This is a genomic window from Afipia sp. GW823-FHT06G09, assembly GCF_058794875.1.
Genome location: NZ_JBXAHF010000002.1, coordinates 349,281 through 370,590 on the forward strand (window position 1 = coordinate 349,281; position 21,310 = coordinate 370,590).

21 protein-coding genes are annotated in these 21,310 nt (G+C 62.5%); 14 read left to right on the forward strand and 7 right to left on the reverse strand.

The window, feature by feature from the left end; translation table 11 throughout:
- The first annotated feature begins 214 nt into the window (after positions 1 to 214).
- Both AC1Q67_RS09265 and AC1Q67_RS09270 read left to right on the forward strand, forming a co-directional pair.
- Entirely contained in the window at positions 215 to 853 is a 639-nt protein-coding gene (locus AC1Q67_RS09265) for a DedA family protein (protein ID WP_492234354.1), read from the forward strand.
- The gene (locus AC1Q67_RS09270) at positions 850 to 1,380 is read left to right on the forward strand and encodes a DUF1801 domain-containing protein (RefSeq protein ID WP_492234353.1); all 531 of its coding nucleotides are present in this window, start codon (positions 850 to 852) and stop codon (positions 1,378 to 1,380) included. The genes AC1Q67_RS09265 and AC1Q67_RS09270 overlap by 4 nt, the downstream gene beginning before the upstream one ends.
- Here AC1Q67_RS09270 and AC1Q67_RS09275 read toward each other — a convergent pair.
- Positions 1,355 to 2,002 carry a J domain-containing protein gene (locus tag AC1Q67_RS09275; protein WP_024575493.1) on the reverse strand — a complete coding sequence of 216 codons (648 nt, stop codon included), beginning with the start codon at positions 2,000 to 2,002 and terminating at the stop codon, positions 1,355 to 1,357. The two genes, AC1Q67_RS09270 and AC1Q67_RS09275, sit on opposite strands and share 26 nt — an antisense overlap.
- Before the next feature lie 141 nt (positions 2,003 to 2,143).
- Between AC1Q67_RS09275 and AC1Q67_RS09280 the strand changes: the two genes are divergently transcribed.
- Positions 2,144 to 2,449, forward strand: coding sequence for a BolA family protein (locus tag AC1Q67_RS09280; RefSeq protein WP_492234352.1), 306 nt, complete (start codon positions 2,144 to 2,146; stop codon positions 2,447 to 2,449).
- A gap of 223 nt (positions 2,450 to 2,672) precedes the next feature.
- On the opposite strand, the gene AC1Q67_RS09285 is transcribed toward AC1Q67_RS09280, so the two are convergent.
- From AC1Q67_RS09285 to AC1Q67_RS09300, 4 genes are all read right to left on the reverse strand, one after another.
- A complete protein-coding gene (locus AC1Q67_RS09285) occupies positions 2,673 to 3,047 on the reverse strand; it encodes an endonuclease domain-containing protein (protein WP_492234351.1) in 375 nt (124 codons plus the stop codon).
- 113 nt (positions 3,048 to 3,160) lie between these two features.
- The gene (locus AC1Q67_RS09290) at positions 3,161 to 4,510 is read right to left on the reverse strand and encodes a hemolysin family protein (protein WP_024575495.1); all 1,350 of its coding nucleotides are present in this window, start codon (positions 4,508 to 4,510) and stop codon (positions 3,161 to 3,163) included.
- Positions 4,511 to 4,589: 79 nt separating this feature from the next.
- Positions 4,590 to 5,732, reverse strand: coding sequence for a 3-dehydroquinate synthase (gene aroB, locus AC1Q67_RS09295; RefSeq protein ID WP_492234350.1), 1,143 nt, complete (start codon positions 5,730 to 5,732; stop codon positions 4,590 to 4,592).
- Positions 5,729 to 6,352 (reverse strand): shikimate kinase, encoded by a 624-nt coding sequence (locus AC1Q67_RS09300; protein WP_492234349.1) that lies wholly within the window; start codon positions 6,350 to 6,352, stop codon positions 5,729 to 5,731. Before AC1Q67_RS09300 ends, aroB begins: the two co-directional genes overlap by 4 nt.
- Before the next feature lie 193 nt (positions 6,353 to 6,545).
- On the opposite strand from AC1Q67_RS09300, the gene AC1Q67_RS09305 reads away from it, so the two are divergent.
- The 4 genes from AC1Q67_RS09305 (at position 6,546) to AC1Q67_RS09320 (ending at position 10,676) form a co-directional block, all read left to right on the forward strand.
- Positions 6,546 to 6,692, forward strand: coding sequence for a hypothetical protein (locus AC1Q67_RS09305; protein ID WP_006022431.1), 147 nt, complete (start codon positions 6,546 to 6,548; stop codon positions 6,690 to 6,692).
- 17 nt (positions 6,693 to 6,709) lie between these two features.
- Positions 6,710 to 7,669 carry a site-specific tyrosine recombinase XerD gene (gene xerD, locus AC1Q67_RS09310; RefSeq protein WP_492234348.1) on the forward strand — a complete coding sequence of 320 codons (960 nt, stop codon included), beginning with the start codon at positions 6,710 to 6,712 and terminating at the stop codon, positions 7,667 to 7,669.
- 167 nt (positions 7,670 to 7,836) lie between these two features.
- Positions 7,837 to 8,799 carry an acetyl-CoA carboxylase carboxyltransferase subunit alpha gene (locus tag AC1Q67_RS09315; protein WP_492234347.1) on the forward strand — a complete coding sequence of 321 codons (963 nt, stop codon included), beginning with the start codon at positions 7,837 to 7,839 and terminating at the stop codon, positions 8,797 to 8,799.
- A gap of 389 nt (positions 8,800 to 9,188) precedes the next feature.
- On the forward strand, positions 9,189 to 10,676 hold the full coding sequence (locus AC1Q67_RS09320) for a L,D-transpeptidase family protein (RefSeq protein WP_492234346.1): 1,488 nt from the start codon (positions 9,189 to 9,191) through the stop codon (positions 10,674 to 10,676).
- 73 nt (positions 10,677 to 10,749) lie between these two features.
- Here AC1Q67_RS09320 and secA read toward each other — a convergent pair whose 3' ends face one another.
- Positions 10,750 to 13,584: a preprotein translocase subunit SecA gene (gene secA / locus AC1Q67_RS09325; RefSeq protein ID WP_492234345.1), complete on the reverse strand. Its 2,835-nt coding sequence runs from the start codon at positions 13,582 to 13,584 to the stop codon at positions 10,750 to 10,752.
- A gap of 398 nt (positions 13,585 to 13,982) precedes the next feature.
- Between secA and AC1Q67_RS09330 the strand changes: the two genes are divergently transcribed.
- The 3 genes from AC1Q67_RS09330 to AC1Q67_RS09340 all read left to right on the forward strand — a co-directional run bounded on the left by AC1Q67_RS09330 (position 13,983) and on the right by AC1Q67_RS09340 (position 16,710).
- Complete coding sequence (locus AC1Q67_RS09330) at positions 13,983 to 14,909, forward strand: peptidylprolyl isomerase (RefSeq protein ID WP_024575502.1); 927 nt, start codon at positions 13,983 to 13,985, stop codon at positions 14,907 to 14,909.
- Positions 14,910 to 15,067: 158 nt separating this feature from the next.
- Complete coding sequence (gene argJ / locus AC1Q67_RS09335; RefSeq protein ID WP_492234344.1) at positions 15,068 to 16,309, forward strand: bifunctional glutamate N-acetyltransferase/amino-acid acetyltransferase ArgJ; 1,242 nt, start codon at positions 15,068 to 15,070, stop codon at positions 16,307 to 16,309.
- Positions 16,306 to 16,710: a (deoxy)nucleoside triphosphate pyrophosphohydrolase gene (locus AC1Q67_RS09340; RefSeq protein WP_492234343.1), complete on the forward strand. Its 405-nt coding sequence runs from the start codon at positions 16,306 to 16,308 to the stop codon at positions 16,708 to 16,710. The genes argJ and AC1Q67_RS09340 overlap by 4 nt, the downstream gene beginning before the upstream one ends.
- Positions 16,711 to 17,867: 1,157 nt before the next feature.
- On the opposite strand, the gene AC1Q67_RS09345 is transcribed toward AC1Q67_RS09340, so the two are convergent.
- Positions 17,868 to 18,728 carry a methyltransferase domain-containing protein gene (locus AC1Q67_RS09345; protein WP_492234342.1) on the reverse strand — a complete coding sequence of 287 codons (861 nt, stop codon included), beginning with the start codon at positions 18,726 to 18,728 and terminating at the stop codon, positions 17,868 to 17,870.
- Positions 18,729 to 18,826: 98 nt separating this feature from the next.
- Here AC1Q67_RS09345 and AC1Q67_RS09350 point away from each other — a divergent pair, with 98 nt between their 5' ends.
- The 4 genes from AC1Q67_RS09350 to AC1Q67_RS09365 are packed head-to-tail and all read left to right on the forward strand — an operon-like array spanning position 18,827 to position 21,310.
- Positions 18,827 to 19,648 (forward strand): ComF family protein, encoded by an 822-nt coding sequence (locus AC1Q67_RS09350; protein ID WP_492234341.1) that lies wholly within the window; start codon positions 18,827 to 18,829, stop codon positions 19,646 to 19,648.
- A gap of 32 nt (positions 19,649 to 19,680) precedes the next feature.
- Positions 19,681 to 19,956 carry a glutaredoxin 3 gene (grxC, locus tag AC1Q67_RS09355; protein ID WP_492234340.1) on the forward strand — a complete coding sequence of 92 codons (276 nt, stop codon included), beginning with the start codon at positions 19,681 to 19,683 and terminating at the stop codon, positions 19,954 to 19,956.
- Positions 19,953 to 20,846 (forward strand): carbon-nitrogen hydrolase family protein, encoded by an 894-nt coding sequence (locus AC1Q67_RS09360; protein ID WP_492234339.1) that lies wholly within the window; start codon positions 19,953 to 19,955, stop codon positions 20,844 to 20,846. The genes grxC and AC1Q67_RS09360 overlap by 4 nt, the downstream gene beginning before the upstream one ends.
- A complete protein-coding gene (locus AC1Q67_RS09365) occupies positions 20,843 to 21,310 on the forward strand; it encodes a DUF1178 family protein (RefSeq protein WP_492234338.1) in 468 nt (155 codons plus the stop codon). Before AC1Q67_RS09360 ends, AC1Q67_RS09365 begins: the two co-directional genes overlap by 4 nt.

A 21,310-nucleotide genomic window follows, 5' to 3' on the forward strand; every position in this document is an offset into this window, starting at 1 on the left:
AAACGGCAGAAGCCCACCATACAATGAAAGTTCCAGTGTATTTTCATTGAGATAAGCTATTTTTGCGCGTTTGGTAGGTCTGCCCTGCGATTGCGGCGATACGCGGCGGATTTTCACCGAGCCGATTTGACCGTTTTGCCGGGTCCCCTGCGGCGCCACCTCCGGTTTCCCGTGTATGTTATGGTGCAGGAATCGCGCCAGCAGCGGGCATCCGGTGAGTGATCTCAATCAACTGATCAGCTTCGTCTCGCTTCACGCCGCATTTGCCTATGCCGCAATTTTCCTGGCCGCGTTCCTCGAAGCCATTCCCATTCTCGGTTCGCTGATACCGGGATCGACCGTCATTCTGGCGCTCAGCGCGCTGATCCCGGCCGGCAATCTCCAACTGACGCCGGTGCTGGCCTGCGCCATCGCCGGGGCGGTCATCGGAGAGGCTCTCGCCTACTCGATCGGCTATGTCAGCCAGCGCGAGATCCTGACATCCTGGCCGATGTCGAAATACCCGGCGGTCATGGCACAAAGCGAGGAATTCTTTCACCGCTACGGGACATTTGCGGTGTTCTTCGCGCGTTTTGTGCCGCCTGTCCGCGCGCTCGTTCCGGTCGTCGCGGGGGCACTCGGCATGCCGCCATGGCGCTTCTATCCCGCCAGCATAGCAGCCTGCCTGTTATGGGCGCCGGCGCATGCGTTGCCGGGTATTTTGGCCGGCACAGCTGCCGAGCGCTGGGGCATGAAGATCGAACATTACGGCGTGCCGCTGGTGGGCAGCATCATCGCTATCGGGACGATCGCGGTGGCCATTCATTACTGGCGCAGCAGCCGCAATGCGGCCGTTAGCAGAGGCATACAATGACGCGCACGACCGGACAGGGCGGGACTTTCAGGGACCGCAATGTCGCGAAGGTTTTCGCGGCCTATCCCGAAGATGCCCGCGCGAAATTACTGACGCTGCGCGCGATCATTTTCGAGACTGCAAAAGCCATCGACGGTGTCGGACCGCTGGAAGAAACGCTGAAATGGGGTCAGCCCAGCTATCTCACGACTGAATCCGGCAGCGGCAGCACGATCCGGATCGACCGCGAGAAGTCGGATGGCCGCATCGCGATGTACTTCCACTGCCAGACCGATCTCGTCCCAACCTTCCGGGAGCTTTATCCGACGCAGATGGAATACGGCGGTAACCGGAGCATCCTGTTCAAGGTTGCAACGCGGTTTCCCGAAAAGGCGCTTCGCCACTGCATCGGGCTGGCGCTGACCTATCACGTACGCAAAACACCTCCCAGGAAGGTGGCGTCAGCAAGGAAGGCAGCTTCAAAGAAAAAGCGCGCACCCGGCAAACCAAAGACAGCCGTGCTCAGGACGCGCGCACGACCGTCTTGAGATAGTTGTAGGCCTTGATGATCTCGATCAGGCGATCTTCGGTCGACCGATCGCCGCCGTTGGCGTCGGGATGATGCTGCTTCACCAGCAGCTTGTATTTCGCCTTCACGGTCTCAAGCGTCGCATCGGGGCCGAGACCCATCACCAGCAGCGCCTTTTTCTCTGCGTTGAAGATCTTCCGCGTCTCCGCCTTCGGCTCCTCTGCCTTCGCGTTCGAGCGCCAGCGGCCGCGGCCATTCATCTCGCTGAAGACGCTGAACGGATCGACGGCGTCTTCCAGGTTGACCGCGCCGGACTTGCCTTTGCCCTTCGCTCCGTTCTGACCCATCTTCCAGGTCGGGCGGTGACCGGTCTGCGCATCCTTCTGGTAGGTCGCGACCGCCTCGTCACTCATGCCCTGGAAGAAATTGTAGCCCTGATTGTATTCGCGGACGTGGTTCAGGCAGAAATGCCAGTAATCCTTCTCCTGACCGCGGCCCTTGGGTGCGCGATGCGCACCCCTGTTCTTGCAGCCGGGCGCCTCGCACATCGCCACTTCCTCGCGCGCAACCTTTTGCTTCGCCGCGGTTTTAGTGGGCTTGATGCGAATGCTGTCGAAGAATTTGGATGAGTCGATGGCCATGGCTGCTGTGGTAACGCCTTGCTGGAAGCTTCAGGTTTTGACGCGATTTTTTACGGTCGCGGAGTATACATCACCGCGACGGTGAACCGCAATTGAAACGGTCATTGACCTTGGCGAATAACGCACGATATTGCGCAGATCATGACCACAAAAGATCACATCACAAAGAAGTTGAGCGAAGCTTTCGCGCCCGAAAGCCTCGATGTCGCCGACGAATCCCATCTGCATGAGGGCCACGCGGGCCACAGGCCGGGCGGCGAGACGCATTTCAGGATATATATCGTGTCGAAGGCATTCGAAGGGAAGAGCCGGATCGAGCGCCATCGCATGATAAATTCGCTTCTGGCGCCGGAACTCGCAGGCTCTGTCCACGCGCTGGCGATGCACACCTATGCCCCTGGCGAGGATGCCCGGCGTCCCGCCCCTGCAAAGGCGTGCAAACACTGATGCACTGATTGTTGTCGATCAGCCGCCGCAAATTTAACTGCCGCGCGCCAAAGATCTGCAAACCCTCTCTGCGACCCATTCCCGCAAGGACGAGGGAGCAGGAAGCGCTCCTCGCATCCATCTCATCGCCTCACATCGTCGTCAGTGGCGCTAGAACGAAGTTCCCGCCTTCGGCTTTTTCTCGGGCGTGTCGCTCTCGCGCGGCAGCGGCACGATCCATCAATCACTCCCCTCCCCCTTGCGGGGAGGGGGCGGGGGTGGGGGTCAACGCATCCTGAATCTCATGAAGCACACCGTCCAGATTCTGGATCACATCGTGATTCCAGAACCGCAATACACGATAACCTTCTGCCTCGATCTTTTTCGTTCGCGTCTCGTCAGCCACCCGCCGCACGTCGTGCTGGCCACCATCAAGCTCAATAACAAGCTTTGCCCGGCGACTGACAAAATCGACAATGAACGGGCCAATCAATCCCTGCCGCCGGAAGTGCGAGCCGGTCAACGCAATGTCGTGACGAAGGCGCTGCCATAGGACACGTTCAGCATCGGTCGGCTGGGCGCGCATACGCCGTGCGAGCTGTCGCTGACGATCATTCATTGCCCGCTCACGTCACGCTTGGCCAACCCCCACCCCCGACCCCTCCCCGCAAGGGGGAGGGGAGCAGGGAGCGCTCCTCTCTATCTCATCGCCTCACATCGACGTCAGTGGCGCTAGAACGAAGTTCCCGCCTTCGGCTTTTTCTCGGGCGTGTCGCTCTCGCGCGGCAGCGGCACGATCCGCAGCGCCGTGATGCGGTTGCGCTCGCGCCGGAGCACCCTGAAACGGAATCCGTGGAAGGTGAAGCTCTGGCCCCGGTCGGGGATCGAGCGCGCCTCGTGGATGACGAGACCGGCAATGGTCGTCGCTTCTTCGTCCGGCAGATGCCAGTCCATCGCGCGATTGAGATCGCGGATCGGCACCGAGCCGTCGACCACGACCGAACCGTCCGGTTGAGCCCGGACACCGGCGACCGCAACATCGTGCTCGTCGGAAATATCGCCGACGATTTCTTCCAGGATATCTTCCAGCGTCACGAGGCCTTCGACCTCGCCATACTCGTCGACCACAAGCGCGAAGTGAGTCTTGCGGCGGCGGAAGGCTTTGAGCTGCTCGGACAGCGGCCGCATCTCGGGCACGAACCACGGCGGCAAGGCGAGCGCACCGACGTCGATCTTGGACAGATCGCCGTCGTTGGCACGGATGGCGCGCAGCAGATCCTTGGCGTGCAGGACGCCGATGATGTTCTCGGGTTTCTCGCGCCAAAGCGGGATCCGGGTATATTCGGACTCAAGAATTCCCTTGATGACCGCGTCAGGCGGGCCATCCGCATTGACGCTGACCATCTTAGTGCGGTGGACCATCACGTCGGACACAGCAAGATCGCCGAACCGGAACACGTTCTGGATGTATTCGGCCTCGCCGCTCTCGATCTTGCCGTGCTCGGCCGATTCTTCCACCAGCCCTTCGATTTCGGAATCGGTGAGGATTTCGTTCGTTGACGATTCCTTGACGCCGAGCATCCGCAGGATCGCGCGCGACGCGCCGTTGAGCAGCCAGTTCAGCGGGTAAAGAACGAGATAGGAGACATAGAGCGGATACGCGATCCATTGCGAGACCGGCACGGGCTGCCTGATCGCCAGCGTTTTCGGCACCTGCTCGCCGATCACGATATGCAGCGACGAGAACACCAGAAAGCCTGTGATGAAGGCCGTGAAATGCAGCGCAGACTCCGGCATTCCCAGCGGCTCGAGCACCGGCTTGAGCAGCGCCGCAACGGTCGGCTCGCCGACCCAGCCGAGCCCCAATGAGGCCATGGTGATGCCGAGTTGGCAGCACGCGAGATAGGCTTCGATATTGCCCATCATTTTCATCAGCAGCCGAGCGCCGAAGCGGTTCTGCTCGGCCATCGCCTTGACGCGAAACCCGCGGCTTTTCACCAGCGCGAATTCCGCCGCCACATAGAATGCGTTGGCGGCGAGCAGAAGGATGGCGATGAGCAGATTGACGGCGGCTGAATTCATGTTTGTCCCGCGACTGCCTCGTCCTTATGCGGGGCGCCGACGATAAGTCCTGGCATGCCGCGTTGAGACAGCTTCACCCTCACCCTGACAATTTTTCCTGAAGAAACGCACGAACCGCCGACGGATCGACGTCGTTGACGATCACTGCCTTGCCGACCTGTTCCAGCAGGATGAACGTCAATCGCCCGCGCTTCACTTTCTTGTCCTGCGCCATCAGCGTCATCAGCGTGTCCGCATCCGCAAGACCTTCCTGCTGGAAGCCGGCGATATCCTGCAAGCGCGTCGGCAGACCGACCGACGCGAGGTGACGCTGCACGCGCGCGGCATCGGACGGAGAGATCATGTTCAGACGCGCCGAGAATTCAGCGGCCAGCACCATGCCGACAGCAACCCCTTCGCCATGGAACAGGCGATCGGAGAAACCGGTCGCAGCCTCCAGCGCATGGCCGAACGTGTGCCCGAGATTGAGCAACGCGCGGTCGCCGGTTTCGCGCTCGTCGCGCGCCACGATCGCCGCCTTGGCGCGGCAACTGGCCGCGATGGCCTGTTCGCGCGCGGCGCCGCCGGAGAATATCTCGCCGTGATGGGCCTCCAGCCAGTCGAACAGTTCCGCATCGCCGAGCACGCCGTACTTGGCGACTTCCGCATAGCCTGCACGGAACTGACGTGGCGACAACGTGTCGAGCACCGCCGTATCCGCGATCACGAGCACCGGCTGGTGAAACGCGCCGACGAGATTCTTGCCATGCGGCGAGTTGATCCCGGTCTTGCCACCCACCGACGAGTCGACCTGCGCGAGCAGCGATGTCGGCACCTGCACGAAATCGACGCCGCGCCGGACGATCGATGCCGCGAAGCCAGCGAGATCGCCGATCACGCCGCCGCCCAGCGCAATCACCAGATCGTTGCGCTCGATCTTCGCTGCGATCAGTCCTTCGGAGACCTCCTGCAGCACCGCATAGCTTTTCGATGCCTCGCCCTCGCCCACCACGATGCGCGACGATGCAATGCCGGCGTCCGCCAGCGCGGCTTCGGTCTTGCCGAGCCAGTGTTTGGCGACGGTGCGGTCGGTCACGATGGCGACGCGTGCACCGGGGCGCAGCGCGGCGATGCGATGGCCGAGCGAGGGCAGCACGTCGCGGCCGATGACGATGTCATAGGCGCGATCGCCGAGGGCGACACCGACAGTCACCGGATTGTTGTTCTTGATAGCAACCGTCATTGTGTTTCGCTTGAGGAAGAGGACGCCGCGCCGCCGGACAGCAGATGGGCGGACAACGCATCGATGCATTCATCGACGATCTTTTCGTGCGGCACATCGCGCGAGGCAATCGCCAGATCGGCAAGCTGATAGAACGGGCTGCGCTCGCTGATCAGACGCGCAATGGTCGCAGCGGGATCGGCGGTTTGCAGCAGCGGCCGGTCGGCGCGGCGCTTGACCCGCCGCAGAATGATGTCGCCATCCGCCTGAAGCCAGATCGAGACGGCCTTGTCGTGAATCCGCTTGCGCGTCTCCTCGCGCATGAACGCTCCGCCCCCGGTGGCGATCACGCTCGGGCCGGCCTCCAGGAGGCGCGCGATCACCCGCGCTTCGCCATCGCGGAAATATGGTTCGCCATGCTGCGCGAAGATTTCGCTGACCGTCATGCCCGCATGGGCAATCTCGATTTCATGATCGGCATCGAGAAACGGGATGTGAAGCCTCGCGCCGAGCCGGCGCCCGATGGTCGATTTGCCCGACCCCATCATGCCGACAAGCACGATCGAGCGGCCGCCCAGAGCCGCGACGATGTCAGCCTCATGGGTCATGCCGTCCTGATGGCTGGCTGCGGTTTCGGTCATCTCTGGCCCGGTTGGCCGCAAATGCGGCTAAGCTAATGTGTCACCTATACTACTCCTGCCGATCCCGTTGCCAGAGACTCTTGCCGAAACGGCGCGAACATGTTGGTAGTTTAGTCGGTCCGAACCGCAGTGTTCCGGCGGTTAACACGCCTTTGGCGCCGCATCTCAAAGGTTAATTTCGAGGCTATTCGCGATGCCCAGCCTGTTTCGCTTCCTGACTGTCGTGGCGGTGCTCGGCGGGCTGATCTACGGCGGCATCTTTGCGCTCGCCAATTTCGTCAATCCCAAGCCGCGCGAAATGACGGTCAGCGTTCCGCCCGACAGATTCCTCAAGAAGTAGGCGGCTGGAGGAACGTCATGCCGTCCGACAAATCCTCCGACGCACGGCTCACCGGCCTGTTCCTCGATATGCTCGCGGCCGAGCAGGGCGCAGGCGACAATACGCTCGATGCCTATCGCGGCGATCTTGAAGACCTCTCCGAATTTCTCGCGAAAAAAAAATCGACCTTCCTGAACGCCGACACCCAGACACTGCGCGACTATCTGGCCGACCTCGACACTCGCGGATTCAAATCGTCGAGCGTGGCGCGCAAGCTCTCGTCGACACGCCATCTGTTTCGTTTTCTTCTCAGCGAGCGCAGGCGCGACGACGATCCCGCAGCGATCCTGTCGGGCCCCAAACGCGGACGCGCGTTGCCAAAGGTGCTGTCCATCGCCGACGTCGACCGTCTGCTGACACAGGCGAAGACATCGGCGAGCATCTCCGAACAATCGCCGCTGCAGAAATTGCGCGCGTTGCGGCTCTCCTGCCTGCTTGAAATCCTCTATGCGACCGGACTTCGCGTTTCGGAACTGGTGACGCTGCCTCTCTCCGCCGCGCGGCGCGACGCGCGCATGATCGTGGTGCGCGGCAAGGGCAACAAGGAACGTCTGGTCCCGCTCAACGAGACATCGAAGCAGGCGATGGCCGACTATCTCGCCGCACTCGAAGAAGCGCGGCGCGCGCAGAAGAAATCTTCCGCCGCGTCGAAATGGCTGTTCCCGTCATCGGGTGAGAGCGGCCATCTGACACGGCAGCATTTTGCCCGCGACCTCAAAGAACTGGCGGTCGCCGCCGGTATTGCACCCCGCCTGATCAGCCCCCATGTCTTGCGTCACGCCTTCGCCTCTCATCTTCTTCACAACGGGGCCGATCTGCGAATCGTCCAGACGCTGCTTGGTCATACCGATATTTCCACGACCCAGATTTACACCCACATCGTCGAGGAGAGGCTGAAGAGCCTGGTGCGTGATCTGCATCCGCTGGCCGACAAATGACCCACCAAAAACCCAGCAATATTGGCACTTTCTATCGCGGCGCTTGACTTGGGGACGCTTCTTGACTTGAAAGGCCCCACGAATGACTTCGACCCTCGATTGAGAACGGCCAAAAGATCGATTCGTGCGCCTTTCGCCCAAGCGCGCCTGCCCCTTATATTTGTCACATGCCGGACCTGATGCGCAGCTATCTGGATTTTGAAAAACCCGTCGCCGAACTCGACGCCAAGGTGGACGAGTTGCGTGCGCTTGCCGCCAGCGGCAGCGACATCGGCGAAGAAGTGTCGCGCATCGAAGAGAAGGCAGCGCAGGCGCTCACCGAGCTTTATTCGGATCTGACGCCCTGGCAGAAGACTCAAGTCGCGCGCCATCCGCTGCGTCCGCATTGCGTGGATTACATCAAGCAGCTCATCACCGAGTTCACGCCGCTCGCGGGCGACCGCAAGTTCGGCGACGACGAAGCGCTGATCGGCGGCTTCGGCCGTTTCAGAGGCGAGAGCATTTGCGTGATCGGCCAGGAGAAGGGCTCGACCACCGAAACCCGGCTCAAGCATAATTTCGGCATGGCCAAGCCCGAAGGCTATCGCAAGGCCGTCCGGTTGATGGAACTTGCGGATCGCTTCGGTATTCCCGTGCTGTCGCTGGTGGACACCGCAGGCGCCTATCCCGGCATCGGCGCTGAGGAGCGCGGACAGGCGGAAGCGATCGCGCGATCGACCGACGCCTGTCTCAATCTCGGCGTGCCCAATGTCGCCGTCATCATCGGCGAGGGCGGCTCAGGCGGCGCGATCGCGATTGCCACCGCGAACCGCGTGCTGATGCTCGAACACGCGGTGTACAGCGTGATCTCGCCGGAAGGCGCGGCCTCGATTCTGTGGCGCGATTCGACGAAAGCGCAGGAAGCCGCGATCAACATGAAGATCACCGCACAGGATCTCGCCCGCTTCGGTGTGATCGACACCATCCTGAAGGAACCACCGGGCGGAGCGCACCGCGATCCGGCCGCCATGATCGCCCGGGCCGGCGATGCTGTCGCCCAGGCCTTCAACGATTTGCGGAGCCTCGATTCCAAGGCAGTCCGCAACCAGCGCCGGCAGAAATTCCTCGATATCGGACGCAAGCTCAGCTAGGGCATCGCCCAAGCCAAATCTGCGCAATCCATGCGGCGAAGTCACATCGTGGCTTTTTCGAGACAAGCCCGCTTCTGCCCTAGCCGTTTTTCCTCTGCATTTTGATTTACTTAGCGTTGACCATAAAACGCTTCCCGTCTCTGCGGGACGGGGCGCTCGGCTTGCGACGGAGGGGTATTTAAGGATAATAATTGCTCAATTGCTGACGCACGTTTTTAGCCAAAAAGCGAACGCTGCTTTTACGACGAAAACACGTGCGGCCTGTTTTAACAGACAGTGTTTTCCGGCCGCCTCCTGCGCGCCACTTTGCCGGAAGACGATCTGTCACCGGGGTCGAGTCTTGGGTCTAGCCGGAGTATGGGGATTGCCGGTCTGCCGCGGAGCCTTGCATGATTGACCGCACGCACATTCGCGCGCTTGTCACGTCGGCTGCGCTTGCGGCCGGCGTTTTGCTTGCTGGATGCAACGGCGAACAGCTCTCGCCCAGCTCCAAGGCCAACCGCCCGATTCCCGACAAGCTGCTCGCCGACATCGAATCGAAGAACATGGACAAGGCGTCGCCGATGCTTGTCCGCCTGTTCAAGCAGGAAGCCGAACTCGAAGTCTGGAAGCAGGACCGCAACGGCAAGTTCGCGCTGCTGAAGACCTATCCGATCTGCCGCTGGTCGGGAGACCTTGGACCGAAGATCAAGGAAGGCGACCGTCAGGCGCCGGAAGGCTTCTACTCGATTACGCCCGCGCAGATGAATCCGACGTCGGCGTATTTCCTGTCGTTCAACATGGGCTATCCGAATGCCTACGACAAGGCATGGGGCCGCACCGGATCGCAGTTGATGGTCCACGGCGATTGCTCGTCGCGCGGCTGCTACGCGATGACCGACGAACAGATCTCGGAAATCTATGCGCTCGGCCGTGAATCCTTCTTCGGCGGCCAGAACGCATTTCAGGTGCAGGCCTATCCGTTCCGCATGACGCCGCAGAACATGGCCCGCCACCGCAACAATCCGAACATGCCGTTCTGGAAGATGATCAAGGAAGGCAACGATCACTTCGAGGTCACCAAGCAGGAGCCGAAGGTCGATTTCTGCGAGAAGAAGTACGTCTTCGACGCGGAGAAGCCCGCAGGTTCGACCCGCCCGCTGACCTTCAACGCCTCCGCGCAATGCCCCGCCTATCAGGTTTCGCCCGAGATCGCCGAAGCGGTCCAGGACAAGCAGCGTCAGGATGAATTGAAGACCGCGCAACTGATCTCGCGTGGCACGGCGACGGCGCGTTCGCGCGCCGGGATCGACGGCGGCATGCATCCGGTGTTCGCCTCCAAGCTGCCGGAAGGCGAAGCCGCGATCGACCGGGACGTCACCGACTATGCCGTCGCGTCCAACGGTCCCGCTCCCGGCACTGTTCCGGCGCACGCAACGATTCCAAAGGCGCCCGAGCCGGCGGTACCGTCGTTCAGCTTTACCTCGTCCAACAGCGAGCCGATGGTGGCCGTGACCAGCACCACGCCTGCGGCGTCCGCGAATGCCAGCGCAAGCTCCTCGGAAGGCTTCTTCAGCAAGCTGTCCCGTTCCGTGGGCCTGCGTGGATCGGATCCACAACCGCCCGCCGCAGCCCCGGCAAAGCCGACCGCGGTCACTGCGGCCCCGAAGGCGAAATCACCTGGGCCGACCAGGGAAGCCGCCAAGAGCACGCCGCCGCGCGTCATTCCACTCGAACGCTCGCAGCAGGCTCAGGCGCCCGCCAAGCCTGCCGCTGCCGCGCCGGCCACAACAGCCGCAGCAGCGCCTGCCGCCCCGGCGCAGCAGCCATCGCTGGCCGGTGCTCAGCCCGCAGTGCAGGCGAACTCCTTCGACAGCCGCTGGTCGACAGTCCGGTAAACCGGCATCGTCATCGCCCACAAAAAACGCCGGTCTCTCGACCGGCGTTTTGCATTTGAAGACTTGAAGCCGCTCAGGCGAACTTGCCGTGGCAATGCTTGAACTTCTTGCCGGAGCCGCACGGACAATCCTCGTTGCGGCCAACCTTGCCCCAGGTCGCAGGATTTTGCGGATCGCGCTGTGAGGCCGGGACCGGCGCAAGAGCGGCCTGCGCAAAGGCCATCTCGTCCTCACCGGTATTCGGATTGAGCTTGTGCGCCTCCATCTGAGGCAGCTCCGGCTGCTCGTCCGGCGGCACGATTTCGACCCGCACCAGTTGCGCAGTCACTGCCTCGCGCAGATGCGAGATCAGGCCCTCGAACAGATTGAACGCCTCGGATTTATACTCCTGCAACGGATCGCGCTGGCCGTAGCCGCGCAGGCCGATCACCTGCCGCAGGTGATCCAGCATCACCAGATGCTCACGCCACAGATGATCCAAGGTCTGAAGCAGGATCGACTTTTCGACATAGCGCATGACATCGGGACCGAACTGGGCCGACTTCGCCGCCATGTGCTCGTCAACGCGCTGCTCGATGCGCGACAGCATCTCCTCGTTGGCGATGCCCTCTTCCTTGGCCCATTCATCGACCGGCAGGTCGAGATCGAGCACGCGCTTCAGTTCGTCCTTGAGCCCGGCCACATCCCACTGCTCCGCATAGGCATGCTCAGGCACGTGTTTGGCAACCAGATCGTCAACCAGCGCATGGCGCATGTCGGCGACGGTCTCGGCCACATTCTGGTCGCGCATCAGATCGATGCGCTGGTCGAAGATCGCCTTGCGCTGGTCGTTCTGCACGTCGTCGAACTTGAGCAGGTTCTTGCGGATGTCGAAGTTGCGCGCCTCGACCTTCTGCTGCGCCTTCTCCAGTGCCTTGTTGATCCACGGATGGATGATCGCCTCGCCTTCCTTGAGGCCAAGACGGGTCAGCATGCTGTCGAGCCGATCCGATCCGAAGATGCGCATCAGATCGTCTTCGAGCGACAGATAGAACTTGGTGCGGCCGGGATCGCCCTGGCGGCCGGCGCGGCCACGGAGCTGGTTGTCGATGCGCCGGGATTCGTGACGCTCCGAGCCGATGATATAGAGGCCGCCGGGCTTGGTGATGGTCTTGGCCGGCTTGCTGCCCTTCGCCGGTTCGATCTCGATGACTTCTTCCGACTTCAACACCATCTCGCGGAAGCGTTCGATGTCGGCCTTGATCTGTTCGATCTTGGCCTTTTTCTCGGCCTCATCCGTGATGTCGGCGGTCTCGATCTGGCTGCGCATTTCCAGCGAACCGCCGAGTTTGATGTCGGTGCCGCGGCCGGCCATGTTGGTCGCGATGGTGATCGCGCCCGGCACGCCGGCTTCAGCCACGATGTAGGCTTCCTGTTCGTGGAAGCGCGCGTTCAGAACCGCGAACAGCTTGGCCGGCTTGCCGGCGCGCGCGGCCGCGTAGAGCTTCTCCAGCGCCTTCGGATTGCCGAAGTCGATCTGCTTGTAGCCGTTCTTGGCGAGATACTCGCCCAGCACTTCCGACTTCTCGATCGACGCCGTGCCGACCAGCACCGGCTGCATGCGCTTGTTGGCCTGCTCGATCTCCGCGAGGATCGCACGATGTTTTTCCTCGGCGGTGCGATAGACCTCGTCGTCCTCGTCGAGACGCGCGATCGGCACGTTGGTCGGGACCTCGATCACCTCGAGCTTGTAGATGTCGAACAGTTCGTCCGCTTCCGTCGCCGCCGTACCGGTCATGCCGGCGAGCTTGTCGTACATGCGGAAGTAGTTCTGGAACGTGATCGAGGCCAGCGTCTGGTTTTCAGGCTGGACCGGCTGATGTTCCTTGGCTTCCAGCGCCTGATGCAGGCCTTCCGAATAGCGGCGGCCCGGCATCATGCGGCCGGTGAATTCGTCGATGATGACCACTTCGCCGTCGCGGACGATGTAATCCTTGTCGCGCTGGAACAGCGAGTGCGCACGCAGCGCCTGATTGATGTGGTGGACGACGGAGACGTTCTCGACGTCGTAGAGCGAGTCGCCCTTGAGCTGGCCGGCGGCCTGCAACAGGTTCTCGATCTTCTCCATGCCGGCTTCGGTCAGCGTGACCGTGCGCTGCTTCTCGTCGACCTCGAAGTCCGTCACCTTTTCCAGTTTCGGAATATAGGTGTCGATGGTGTTGTAGAATTCCGAGCGGTCGTCGAGCGGGCCGGAAATGATGAGCGGCGTGCGGGCTTCGTCGATCAGGATCGAGTCGACTTCGTCGACGATGGCGAAGAAATGACCGCGCTGGACCATGTCCTCCAGCCGGTACTTCATGTTGTCGCGCAGATAGTCGAAGCCGTACTCGTTGTTGGTGCCGTAGGTGATGTCGCAGGCATAGGCCGCCTGACGTTCCGCATCGTCCAGACCATGAACGATCACGCCCGTGGTCATGCCGAGGAACGAATAGATCTGTCCCATCCACCCGGCGTCGCGCTTGGCGAGGTAGTCGTTGACGGTGACGACGTGGACACCGTTGCCGGCCAGCGCGTTGAGATACACCGCCAGCGTCGCCACCAGCGTCTTGCCTTCGCCGGTTTTCATTTCGGCGATGTCGCCTTCATGAAGCACCATGCCGCCGATCAGCTGCACATCGAAATGGCGCTGGCCGAGAGTGCGCTTGGCCGCTTCGCGAACGGTCGCAAAGGCAGGCACGAGAATATCGTCGAGAGACTTGCCTTCGGAGAGCTGCTTGCGGAACTCGGCGGTCCGCGCCTTCAGCGCCTCGTCGGACAGGGCCGCGATCTCGGGTTCCAGCGCGTTAATCGCATCGACGCGGGCTTGGTATCCCTTGATCCGCCGGTCGTTGGCGGAGCCGAAAAACTTGCGGGCGAGCGCGCCGAGCATGAATAATTCCTGTCTTGCAGTTGGCGTTGCGGCTGAAGTCACCGCAGCCCTGAAACCGGTATGAAACGTCCGCAGAATTGCTGATGGAGCAAACCCTTGCGCGAATCCTCGAGGATGAGTGCGGGAGCGAATTCTAAAGGTTCACCCGCTTGAGCGCGGCAAAGCCCCGCAGCAGCCAGGAGAGCCTGCCGGGAGAGATATGGGCCGTCCAAAGCCTTGTCAACGCGCGAACCTGTCAAGGATTTCATGATTTTGGCGGGTTTTTCACGTTGCGTCCGGGCAGAGGTTGGGCGAGTGTCCGGCCTCCCGAACCGCCCGGTCCTCCGGTCTTTGAGATTCGCATCATCACGAAGCGAACGCCGGCTCGGTAACCAGCCTTTGACCCATAAGGATTTTCCATGACCGTTTCTCCGAACCGCACAGCCTCCCACACCGGACTGGGCGCGCGACTAGGACTGCTCACATCGGCCGCTGCAATTTGTCTCACGGTCGTTCTGAGCACCGGCCAGCCGCTCCGCGCGCAGGATGCCAATGCCGTGATCGCAAAGGTTAACGGGGCTGAGATCCGCCAGAGCGATCTGACCGTCGCCGAGGAAGAGCTGGGACCGAGCCTCCAGCAGATGGACCCCGCAACCCGCCGCGACAATCTGATCGCCTTCCTGATCGATATGAAAATCGTCGCCAAGGCCGCCGAAGCCAAGAAGGTCGGCGACTCGGCGGAGTTCAAGCAGAAAGTCGCCTTCGCGCGCGACCGCCTTCTGATGGACAGCCTGCTCGCGACCGAAGGCAAGGCGGCCGTCACCGACGAGGCCATGAAGAAGGTCTATGAAGACGCCACCAAGCAGGTCTCGGGCGAGAAGGAAGTCCGCGCCCGGCACATTCTGGTCCCCACCGAGGAAGAAGCGAAGGCGATCAAGGCCGAACTCGAGAAGGGCGCCGACTTCGCCAAGCTCGCCAAGGAAAAGTCCAAGGACCCGGGCGCAGCCGACGGCGGCGATCTTGGCTTCTTCACCAAGGAGCAGATGGTGCCGGAATTTTCCGCCGTCGCCTTCGCGCTTGAGCCCGGCAAGATTTCCGATCCCGTGAAGTCGCAGTTCGGCTGGCACATCATCAAGGTCGAGGAAGCCCGCGACCGCAAGCCGCCGGACTTCGAGCAGGTGAAGGGCCAGATCCAGAACTTCGTGATCCGCAAGGCACAGGCCGACTACGTCACCAAGCTGCGCACCGAAGCCAAGGTCGAGCGCCTCGACAAGCCGGCGGACGCTGCGGCTCCGGCGGCGAAGCCTGATGCGAAGGCTGCTCCGGCCGCACCTGCGAAGAAGTAAATCGACTTCACGCCAAACCTTCAGTAACCTGACGTCATGCCCGGGGCTTGCCCCGGGCATCTACGTCTTGGGGCCTTCACAATTGTAGGCGTAAGACGTGGAGGGCTGGAATCATCCGGCCACACGCTGACATTCCTCGATCCAGGGCCACCGATCTCATGTCCACCGCCGTTTCCCCGCTCGCCCCCACCGATGTCCCCGACATGCCGCAGATCGACGGCGTGCGCCTTGCGACGGCGGCCGCCGGCATCCGCTACAAGAACCGCACCGACGTGCTGCTGGCGCTGTTCGACAAGGGCACCACGGTGGCGGGCGTGTTCACGAAATCGAAATGCCCGAGCGCCGCGGTGGACTGGTGCCGCGCTAGGCTCAAGGGCGGCGAGGCGCGCGCGCTGGTGGTCAACTCCGGCAATGCCAATGCCTTCACCGGCAAGACCGGCAAGCAGGCGACCACGCTGACCGCCTCCATCGCGGCGAAAGCGACCGACAGCAGTGCCAACAAGATCTTTCTCGCTTCCACCGGCGTGATCGGCGAGCCGCTCGACGCGACGAAATTCAACGGCGTGCTCGACGATCTCGCAAAGGCCGCCGAACCCGATGGATGGATGAACGCGGCCACCGCGATCATGACCACCGACACCTTTCCGAAGGTTGCCACCGCCACCGTGAAGCTCGGCAAGGCCAAGGTCACCATCAACGGCATGGCGAAAGGCGCGGGCATGATCGCGCCGGACATGGCGACCATGCTGTCCTTCATCTTCACCGACGCGCCGATTTCGGCAGCCGCGCTGCAATCGCTGCTCAAGACCGGTGTCGAGGATACGTTCAACGCCGTGACCATCGACGGCGACACCTCGACATCGGACACGCTGCTGGCATTCGCCACCGGCGCCGCAGCAGCACATGGCGCACCGAAGATCACGCGCGCATCCGATCCGCGCTTGAAAGCGTTCACCAAGGCGTTCAACGGCATTCTGGCGGACCTCGCCGAGCAGGTCGCACGCGACGGCGAAGGCGCGCGCAAGCTGGTCGAGGTCGTGGTCGAGGGTGCCACGTCAAAGACGTCCGCGCGGAAAATCGCGATGTCGATCGCCAACTCGCCGCTGGTGAAAACCGCCATTGCCGGCGAGGACGCCAACTGGGGGCGTGTGGTGATGGCCGTCGGCAAGGCTGGCGAACCGGCTAACCGCGACAAGCTGTCGATTGCGTTCAACGGCATCCGCGTCGCCAGCAAGGGCGCGCGCGATCCGTCCTACGACGAGAAGGAAGTCTCTGCGCTGATGAAGCAGGACAAGATTCAGATCAAGGTCGGGCTCGGGCTTGGAAAGGGCCGCGACCGCGTGCTGACCTGCGATCTCACCAAGGAATACGTTGCGATCAACGGCGACTACCGCTCGTGATCAAACTGGTCCTCGTTGTCGCCTGCGCGCTGATCGATACGGACAGCCGCGTCCTGATCGCGCAGCGGCCCGAGGGCAAGACGCTCGCGGGATTGTGGGAGTTTCCCGGCGGCAAGCTCGAGCCGGGCGAGCGGCCGGAGCCCGCCTTGATCCGCGAATTGCGCGAAGAACTCGGCATCAAGGTGGAAGAGCCGTGTCTCGCGCCGCTCACCTTCGCCAGCCACAGCTATGAGACCTTCCATCTGCTGATGCCGCTCTACATCTGCCGGAAGTGGGAAGGCACCGTGACGCCGCATGAAGGCCAGCAGCTCGCATGGGTGCGCGCCAACAAGCTGCGCGACTATCCGATGCCGCCCGCGGATATTCCGCTGATCGCGCATCTGACGGATTTGCTGCTGTAAATCCTCGACTGTCATGGCAAGGCTTGACCCGGCCATCCCGATTGTCGAGGCACAATGCTCAATTCATCGGGATCACCGTGACATAGGCAAGCGAAGCGACGCCGTCCTATGCCCGGTGATGACACCTGTGGGTGATGAGGCTCTGAACGGCGCACACTGTCCCATCACATCAGATGTCGTCCCCGCGCAGGCGGGGACCCATAACCACCGCACCCCGTGGTGATGGCGAGAAGGTTGCTCCAGCATCTTCCTCACATCGACAATTCAGGGAGCATGGGTCCCCGCCTGCGCGGGGACGACGCGTTGAGAGATGCGCAATATCTCGGCAATCATGTGCGTCATTGCGAGCGCAGCGAAGCAATCCATCTTCACTTGTCGCCACGAAAGACTGGATTGCTTCGTCGCTTCGCTCCTCGCAATGACGGGCTGCAACATTTCGTGATGGGGATACGCGTCCCCGCGCTCCGTACCGCGCTTAAGTTCGCCATGTCCTGTTTGTGAGGGGCGCTTCTCGAGGGCGCTTTGAAGCGAAGCAGGATGCGGCGCCTGCGCGCACGGTTCGCACCCGTTGCGCCCGGGAGGCTGGGGTCACCGTCCGGGCCAACTATGTGGCTCTGCCGTTCGCGGCTGGACGCGGAGCGGACGAAGGCGGCGAAAGCCGTCCGGATCAGGGGTCGAGTAACCTCCCCCGTCCGCACCCGGAAGTACGGTCCCCTCGCCCAAAGTCCCGCAGTGGAGCGCCGCAAGGCGATGCGCTTCCGGAATCCCATCGCCTCGCAAGCGATGCCGGAAGCGAAACGAACACCAGGTGCGCCTCGCGGCGCTCCATGCCCCTCAAAGTTTGGGGCGGAACTACAAGTTTACCTCGCGCGATGCGCGAGAACGATGGCGCACGCCTTTCGTTGGCGCGAATGGGGCAAGCCCCACACGCGCATGCTGTTTGAAAATTGAATCGGGAAGTCAAGATGACGCACGCCGTTGCAACGCTCTCAGTCGTCATCACCGGGCTTGACCCGGTGATCCACGCCTTGCTTGCAATATCGAAGAGTAGACGTGGATGGCCGGGTCAAGCCCGGCCATGACGAACTATGAGTGGGAAACTCTTGCCATACACTCAATCGTTGTCCCCGCCTGCGCGGGGACGACATCGAGAAAAATCACGTCGTATCCTTGCGCGCCTTGTTCACCGCGTCCGCCAGCGACATTTTCGCCGAACCGGGCTTGAGCGGTTTCTGCTGGCTCTCATGCGGCGCCCAGCCGGACAGCCAGACAACATCGAAGGTGGCGCGGATGCGTCCGTCCGGATCGGAAAACCGCTCCGCATAGATCTGCGCCATCTTCAGGAATGTCGCACGGCGTGACGGCGTGCGGCGGCGCTCGTTCAGGATGTTGGTCGCACCCATCCGCCGCAGATCCTGCATCAGCGCGAACGCATTGCCGTAACGCACCACGATGCGGTCCACATCCGTCACCGGCAGCGCGAAGCCCGCGCGCTGCAACAACCCGCCAAGGTCGCGCAGGTCGGCGAACGGCGCGACGCGCGGCGAGAGACCGCCTTCCACTTCGGCTTCCGCCGCCGCAAAGGATTGCCGCAACTCGGTCAGCGTATCGCCGCCGATCATTGCGGCGAGAAACAGCCCATCCGGCTTCAGCGCGCGGCGGACTTGCGCCAGCACGCCCGGCAGGTCATTGACGAATTGCAGCGCCAGCGCGGAAACGATGAGATCGAACGATGCCGGTGCAAGCGCGAGCGGCTCGGTGTCGGAGACCGGCAACGCCACTGCGCGCAACTGCCGAACATGGCGCGCGAGTCCAGCACGCACCTGATCCCCGGGCGTGCCGAGATCGGCGCTTTCGGCAAATTCGCGCAGCACCGCCTGCTGCCTCTCCGCCATATCCTCCGCAACGCGGTCGAGCAGGAACGACTCGGCGCCCTGCCGTGCGGCGCGGCTTTGCCGGTGGCGCAGCAAGGCGCGATCGAACAGGCGCGGTGGCAGATCGGTCGGAGGTGAACTCATGGACGGTAGGTACGCCCTTGAGGACCGGCCTGGCAATTCCCTTAACTCCGCTTGTTTCGCGCAGAGGCTGGAATTACGCTTCGAGCACGGGGTAGATCATGTCCGAACCGGATCAGGCATCGTCGCATCCTTCAGGCCGGTGGCGCGGACGATTTCGCGGCACGCTGAAAGCCTGCGGCGCGGCCCTCGCCTCGCTGCCACGCGCAGCCCTCGACATCGCGCTCCCCACGCTGTGCGTCTCCTGCCATGAACCCGTCACGGGCGACGGCCTCTGCGCGGCGTGCTGGGGCAAGCTGTCGTTCATCGCGCCGCCCTTCTGCGCGCGTCTCGGCATTCCCTTCGTCTACGATCCGGGACCCGGTCTGCTGTCGATGCAGGCCATCGCCAATCCACCGGCCTATCAGCGCGCCCGCGCTGCGGTCCGCTACGACGAGGTGGCGCGAACCATGGTTCACGCGCTGAAGTATCAGGACCGCACCGATCTTGCCCCGACCATGGGGCGCTGGATGGCCCGGGCCGGTCAGGAACTTCTCGGCGAGGCCGATGCCCTTATCCCGGTGCCATTGCATTGGCGGCGCGGCTGGAGCCGCCGCTACAACCAGTCCGGCGCGCTGGCGGCGGCAATCGGCAAATCCGCGCACCTGCCGGTGATCGGGAATGTCCTGCGCCGCGTGCGGCCGACGCTGCAACAGGTTGGTCTTTCCAAGGCAGACCGCGCGCTCAACGTGCAGGGCGCGTTCAAGGTGCCTCCGGAAGACAAATCTTCCGTACAGGGCCGCAGGATCGTGCTGGTTGACGATGTTTTGACCTCCGGCGCGACCGTCGATGCCTGCGCACGCGCGCTGCTGCGGGCCAGGGCTGCGTCGGTGGATGTGCTGGTGTTCGCGCGGGTTGTGGACACCGTTCAGACCCCCATATAATTTGGGCTATTCCCCTTTCACAAAGGCAGACCATGGCCGCCCTCGTCGAAATCTACACGCGCCCCGGATGCGGCTATTGCAGCGCTGCGAAGTCCCTGCTGACGCGCAAGAACGCAGCCTTCACCGAATTCGACGTCGCAGTCGATCCCAACTGGCGCGCCGAAATGGTCCAGCGCGCCAATGGCGGCGCCACCTTCCCGCAGATTTTCATCGACAAGCAGCATGTCGGCGGCTGTGATGACCTCTATGCACTCGATCGCGAAGGCAGGCTCGATGGCCTGCTCGCGGGTCAGAAGGTGTCCTCATGACAACAACCGTCGCAAGCGGCGCACCCTTCACCGCAGCCATGGTGCAGATGCGCACCGCGATGCTGCCGGAGACCAGCCTCGAGCAGGGCATCGCGCTGATCCGCGAAGCGAAAGACAAGGGCGCGGACTATGTCCAGACGCCCGAAGTCACCAACATCATCCAGCAGAACCGCAAGGCGCTGTTCGAACTGCTCGCGAACGAGGAAGACGACCGTTCGCTCAAGGCCTATCGCGAGCTGGCGCGCGAGCTGAAAATCTATCTGCACATCGGCTCGATCGCGGTGCGCGCCACACCGGAACGGGCGGCCAACCGCTCGTTCCTGATCGCGCCGGATGGCAATATCCTCGCGAGCTACGACAAGATCCACATGTTCGACATCGAACTCGACGGCGGCGAAAGCTACCGCGAGTCGGCGAACTATCAGCCGGGCGAAACCGCGGTCATTTCCGACCTGCCATGGGGCCGGCTCGGGCTGACCATCTGCTACGACGTCCGTTTTCCGGCGCTGTATCGCGCGCTCGCAGAAGCCGGCGCATCCTTTATCGCGGTGCCGTCCGCCTTCACGGTGCGAACCGGCGAAGCGCACTGGAGCACGCTGCTGCGCGCGCGCGCGATCGAGAATGGCTGTTTCATCTTCGCCGCCGCACAAGCGGGCAAGCATGAAAGCGGCCGCGAGACTTATGGCCACTCGCTGATCGTCGATCCGTGGGGCGAAATCCTTGCGGAAGGCGGCAGCACCGAGACCGGCGTCGTCTTGGCCAAGATCGACCCGGCGAAGGTTCAGGCGGTGCGCAAGAGCATTCCGTCCCTGCAGCACGGCCGCCGCTTCGGCCTCAAGGACCCGAAGGGCGGGCCGGACTATCTGCATCTCGTACGAGGATCGGCATGATCCGCTATTCGCTGCGCTGTGAGCGCGGCCACGACTTCGAAAGCTGGTTCCAGAGTTCCGCTGCTTACGACAGTCAGCACAAGCGTGGGCTCATCGCCTGCCCGACGTGCGAGTCCACCAAGGTGGACAAGGCCATGATGGCTCCGCGCATCACGCGCAAGGGAAAATCCAAATCGGCGCCTGAGCTTGCAGCAGCGCCTGCCGAAGAGACACCGTCAACACCACTGGTGATGGCGCCGCAGGAACGCGAGCTTCTTTCGAAGCTGAAGGAATTGCGCGACAACGTTCTCAAGAATGCGGACAATGTCGGCAACAAGTTCCCCGAAGAAGCCCGCAAGATGCATTACGGCGACACCGAGCATCGCGCGATCTATGGCGAGGCAACCACCGAAGAGGCGCGCGCGCTGATCGACGAAGGCATCGAAGTGGCTCCTCTTCCTGTGCTGCCCGGCGACAGGAATTAA

What these genes read in the sequence shown, in the direction of transcription:
- AC1Q67_RS09270 (WP_492234353.1), top strand. Translation starts at nt 850, where the DNA reads ATGACGCGCACGACCGGACAGGGCGGGACTTTCAGGGACCGCAATGTC.
- AC1Q67_RS09275 (WP_024575493.1), bottom strand. Translation starts at nt 2,002, where the DNA reads ATGGCCATCGACTCATCCAAATTCTTCGACAGCATTCGCATCAAGCCC.
- AC1Q67_RS09280 (WP_492234352.1), top strand. Translation starts at nt 2,144, where the DNA reads ATGACCACAAAAGATCACATCACAAAGAAGTTGAGCGAAGCTTTCGCG.
- AC1Q67_RS09285 (WP_492234351.1), bottom strand. Translation starts at nt 3,047, where the DNA reads ATGAATGATCGTCAGCGACAGCTCGCACGGCGTATGCGCGCCCAGCCG.
- AC1Q67_RS09290 (WP_024575495.1), bottom strand. Translation starts at nt 4,510, where the DNA reads ATGAATTCAGCCGCCGTCAATCTGCTCATCGCCATCCTTCTGCTCGCC.
- aroB (WP_492234350.1), bottom strand. Translation starts at nt 5,732, where the DNA reads ATGACGGTTGCTATCAAGAACAACAATCCGGTGACTGTCGGTGTCGCC.
- AC1Q67_RS09300 (WP_492234349.1), bottom strand. Translation starts at nt 6,352, where the DNA reads ATGACCGAAACCGCAGCCAGCCATCAGGACGGCATGACCCATGAGGCT.
- AC1Q67_RS09305 (WP_006022431.1), top strand. Translation starts at nt 6,546, where the DNA reads ATGCCCAGCCTGTTTCGCTTCCTGACTGTCGTGGCGGTGCTCGGCGGG.
- xerD (WP_492234348.1), top strand. Translation starts at nt 6,710, where the DNA reads ATGCCGTCCGACAAATCCTCCGACGCACGGCTCACCGGCCTGTTCCTC.
- AC1Q67_RS09315 (WP_492234347.1), top strand. Translation starts at nt 7,837, where the DNA reads ATGCCGGACCTGATGCGCAGCTATCTGGATTTTGAAAAACCCGTCGCC.
- AC1Q67_RS09320 (WP_492234346.1), top strand. Translation starts at nt 9,189, where the DNA reads ATGATTGACCGCACGCACATTCGCGCGCTTGTCACGTCGGCTGCGCTT.
- secA (WP_492234345.1), bottom strand. Translation starts at nt 13,584, where the DNA reads ATGCTCGGCGCGCTCGCCCGCAAGTTTTTCGGCTCCGCCAACGACCGG.
- AC1Q67_RS09330 (WP_024575502.1), top strand. Translation starts at nt 13,983, where the DNA reads ATGACCGTTTCTCCGAACCGCACAGCCTCCCACACCGGACTGGGCGCG.
- argJ (WP_492234344.1), top strand. Translation starts at nt 15,068, where the DNA reads ATGTCCACCGCCGTTTCCCCGCTCGCCCCCACCGATGTCCCCGACATG.
- AC1Q67_RS09345 (WP_492234342.1), bottom strand. Translation starts at nt 18,728, where the DNA reads ATGAGTTCACCTCCGACCGATCTGCCACCGCGCCTGTTCGATCGCGCC.
- AC1Q67_RS09350 (WP_492234341.1), top strand. Translation starts at nt 18,827, where the DNA reads ATGTCCGAACCGGATCAGGCATCGTCGCATCCTTCAGGCCGGTGGCGC.
- grxC (WP_492234340.1), top strand. Translation starts at nt 19,681, where the DNA reads ATGGCCGCCCTCGTCGAAATCTACACGCGCCCCGGATGCGGCTATTGC.
- AC1Q67_RS09360 (WP_492234339.1), top strand. Translation starts at nt 19,953, where the DNA reads ATGACAACAACCGTCGCAAGCGGCGCACCCTTCACCGCAGCCATGGTG.
- AC1Q67_RS09365 (WP_492234338.1), top strand. Translation starts at nt 20,843, where the DNA reads ATGATCCGCTATTCGCTGCGCTGTGAGCGCGGCCACGACTTCGAAAGC.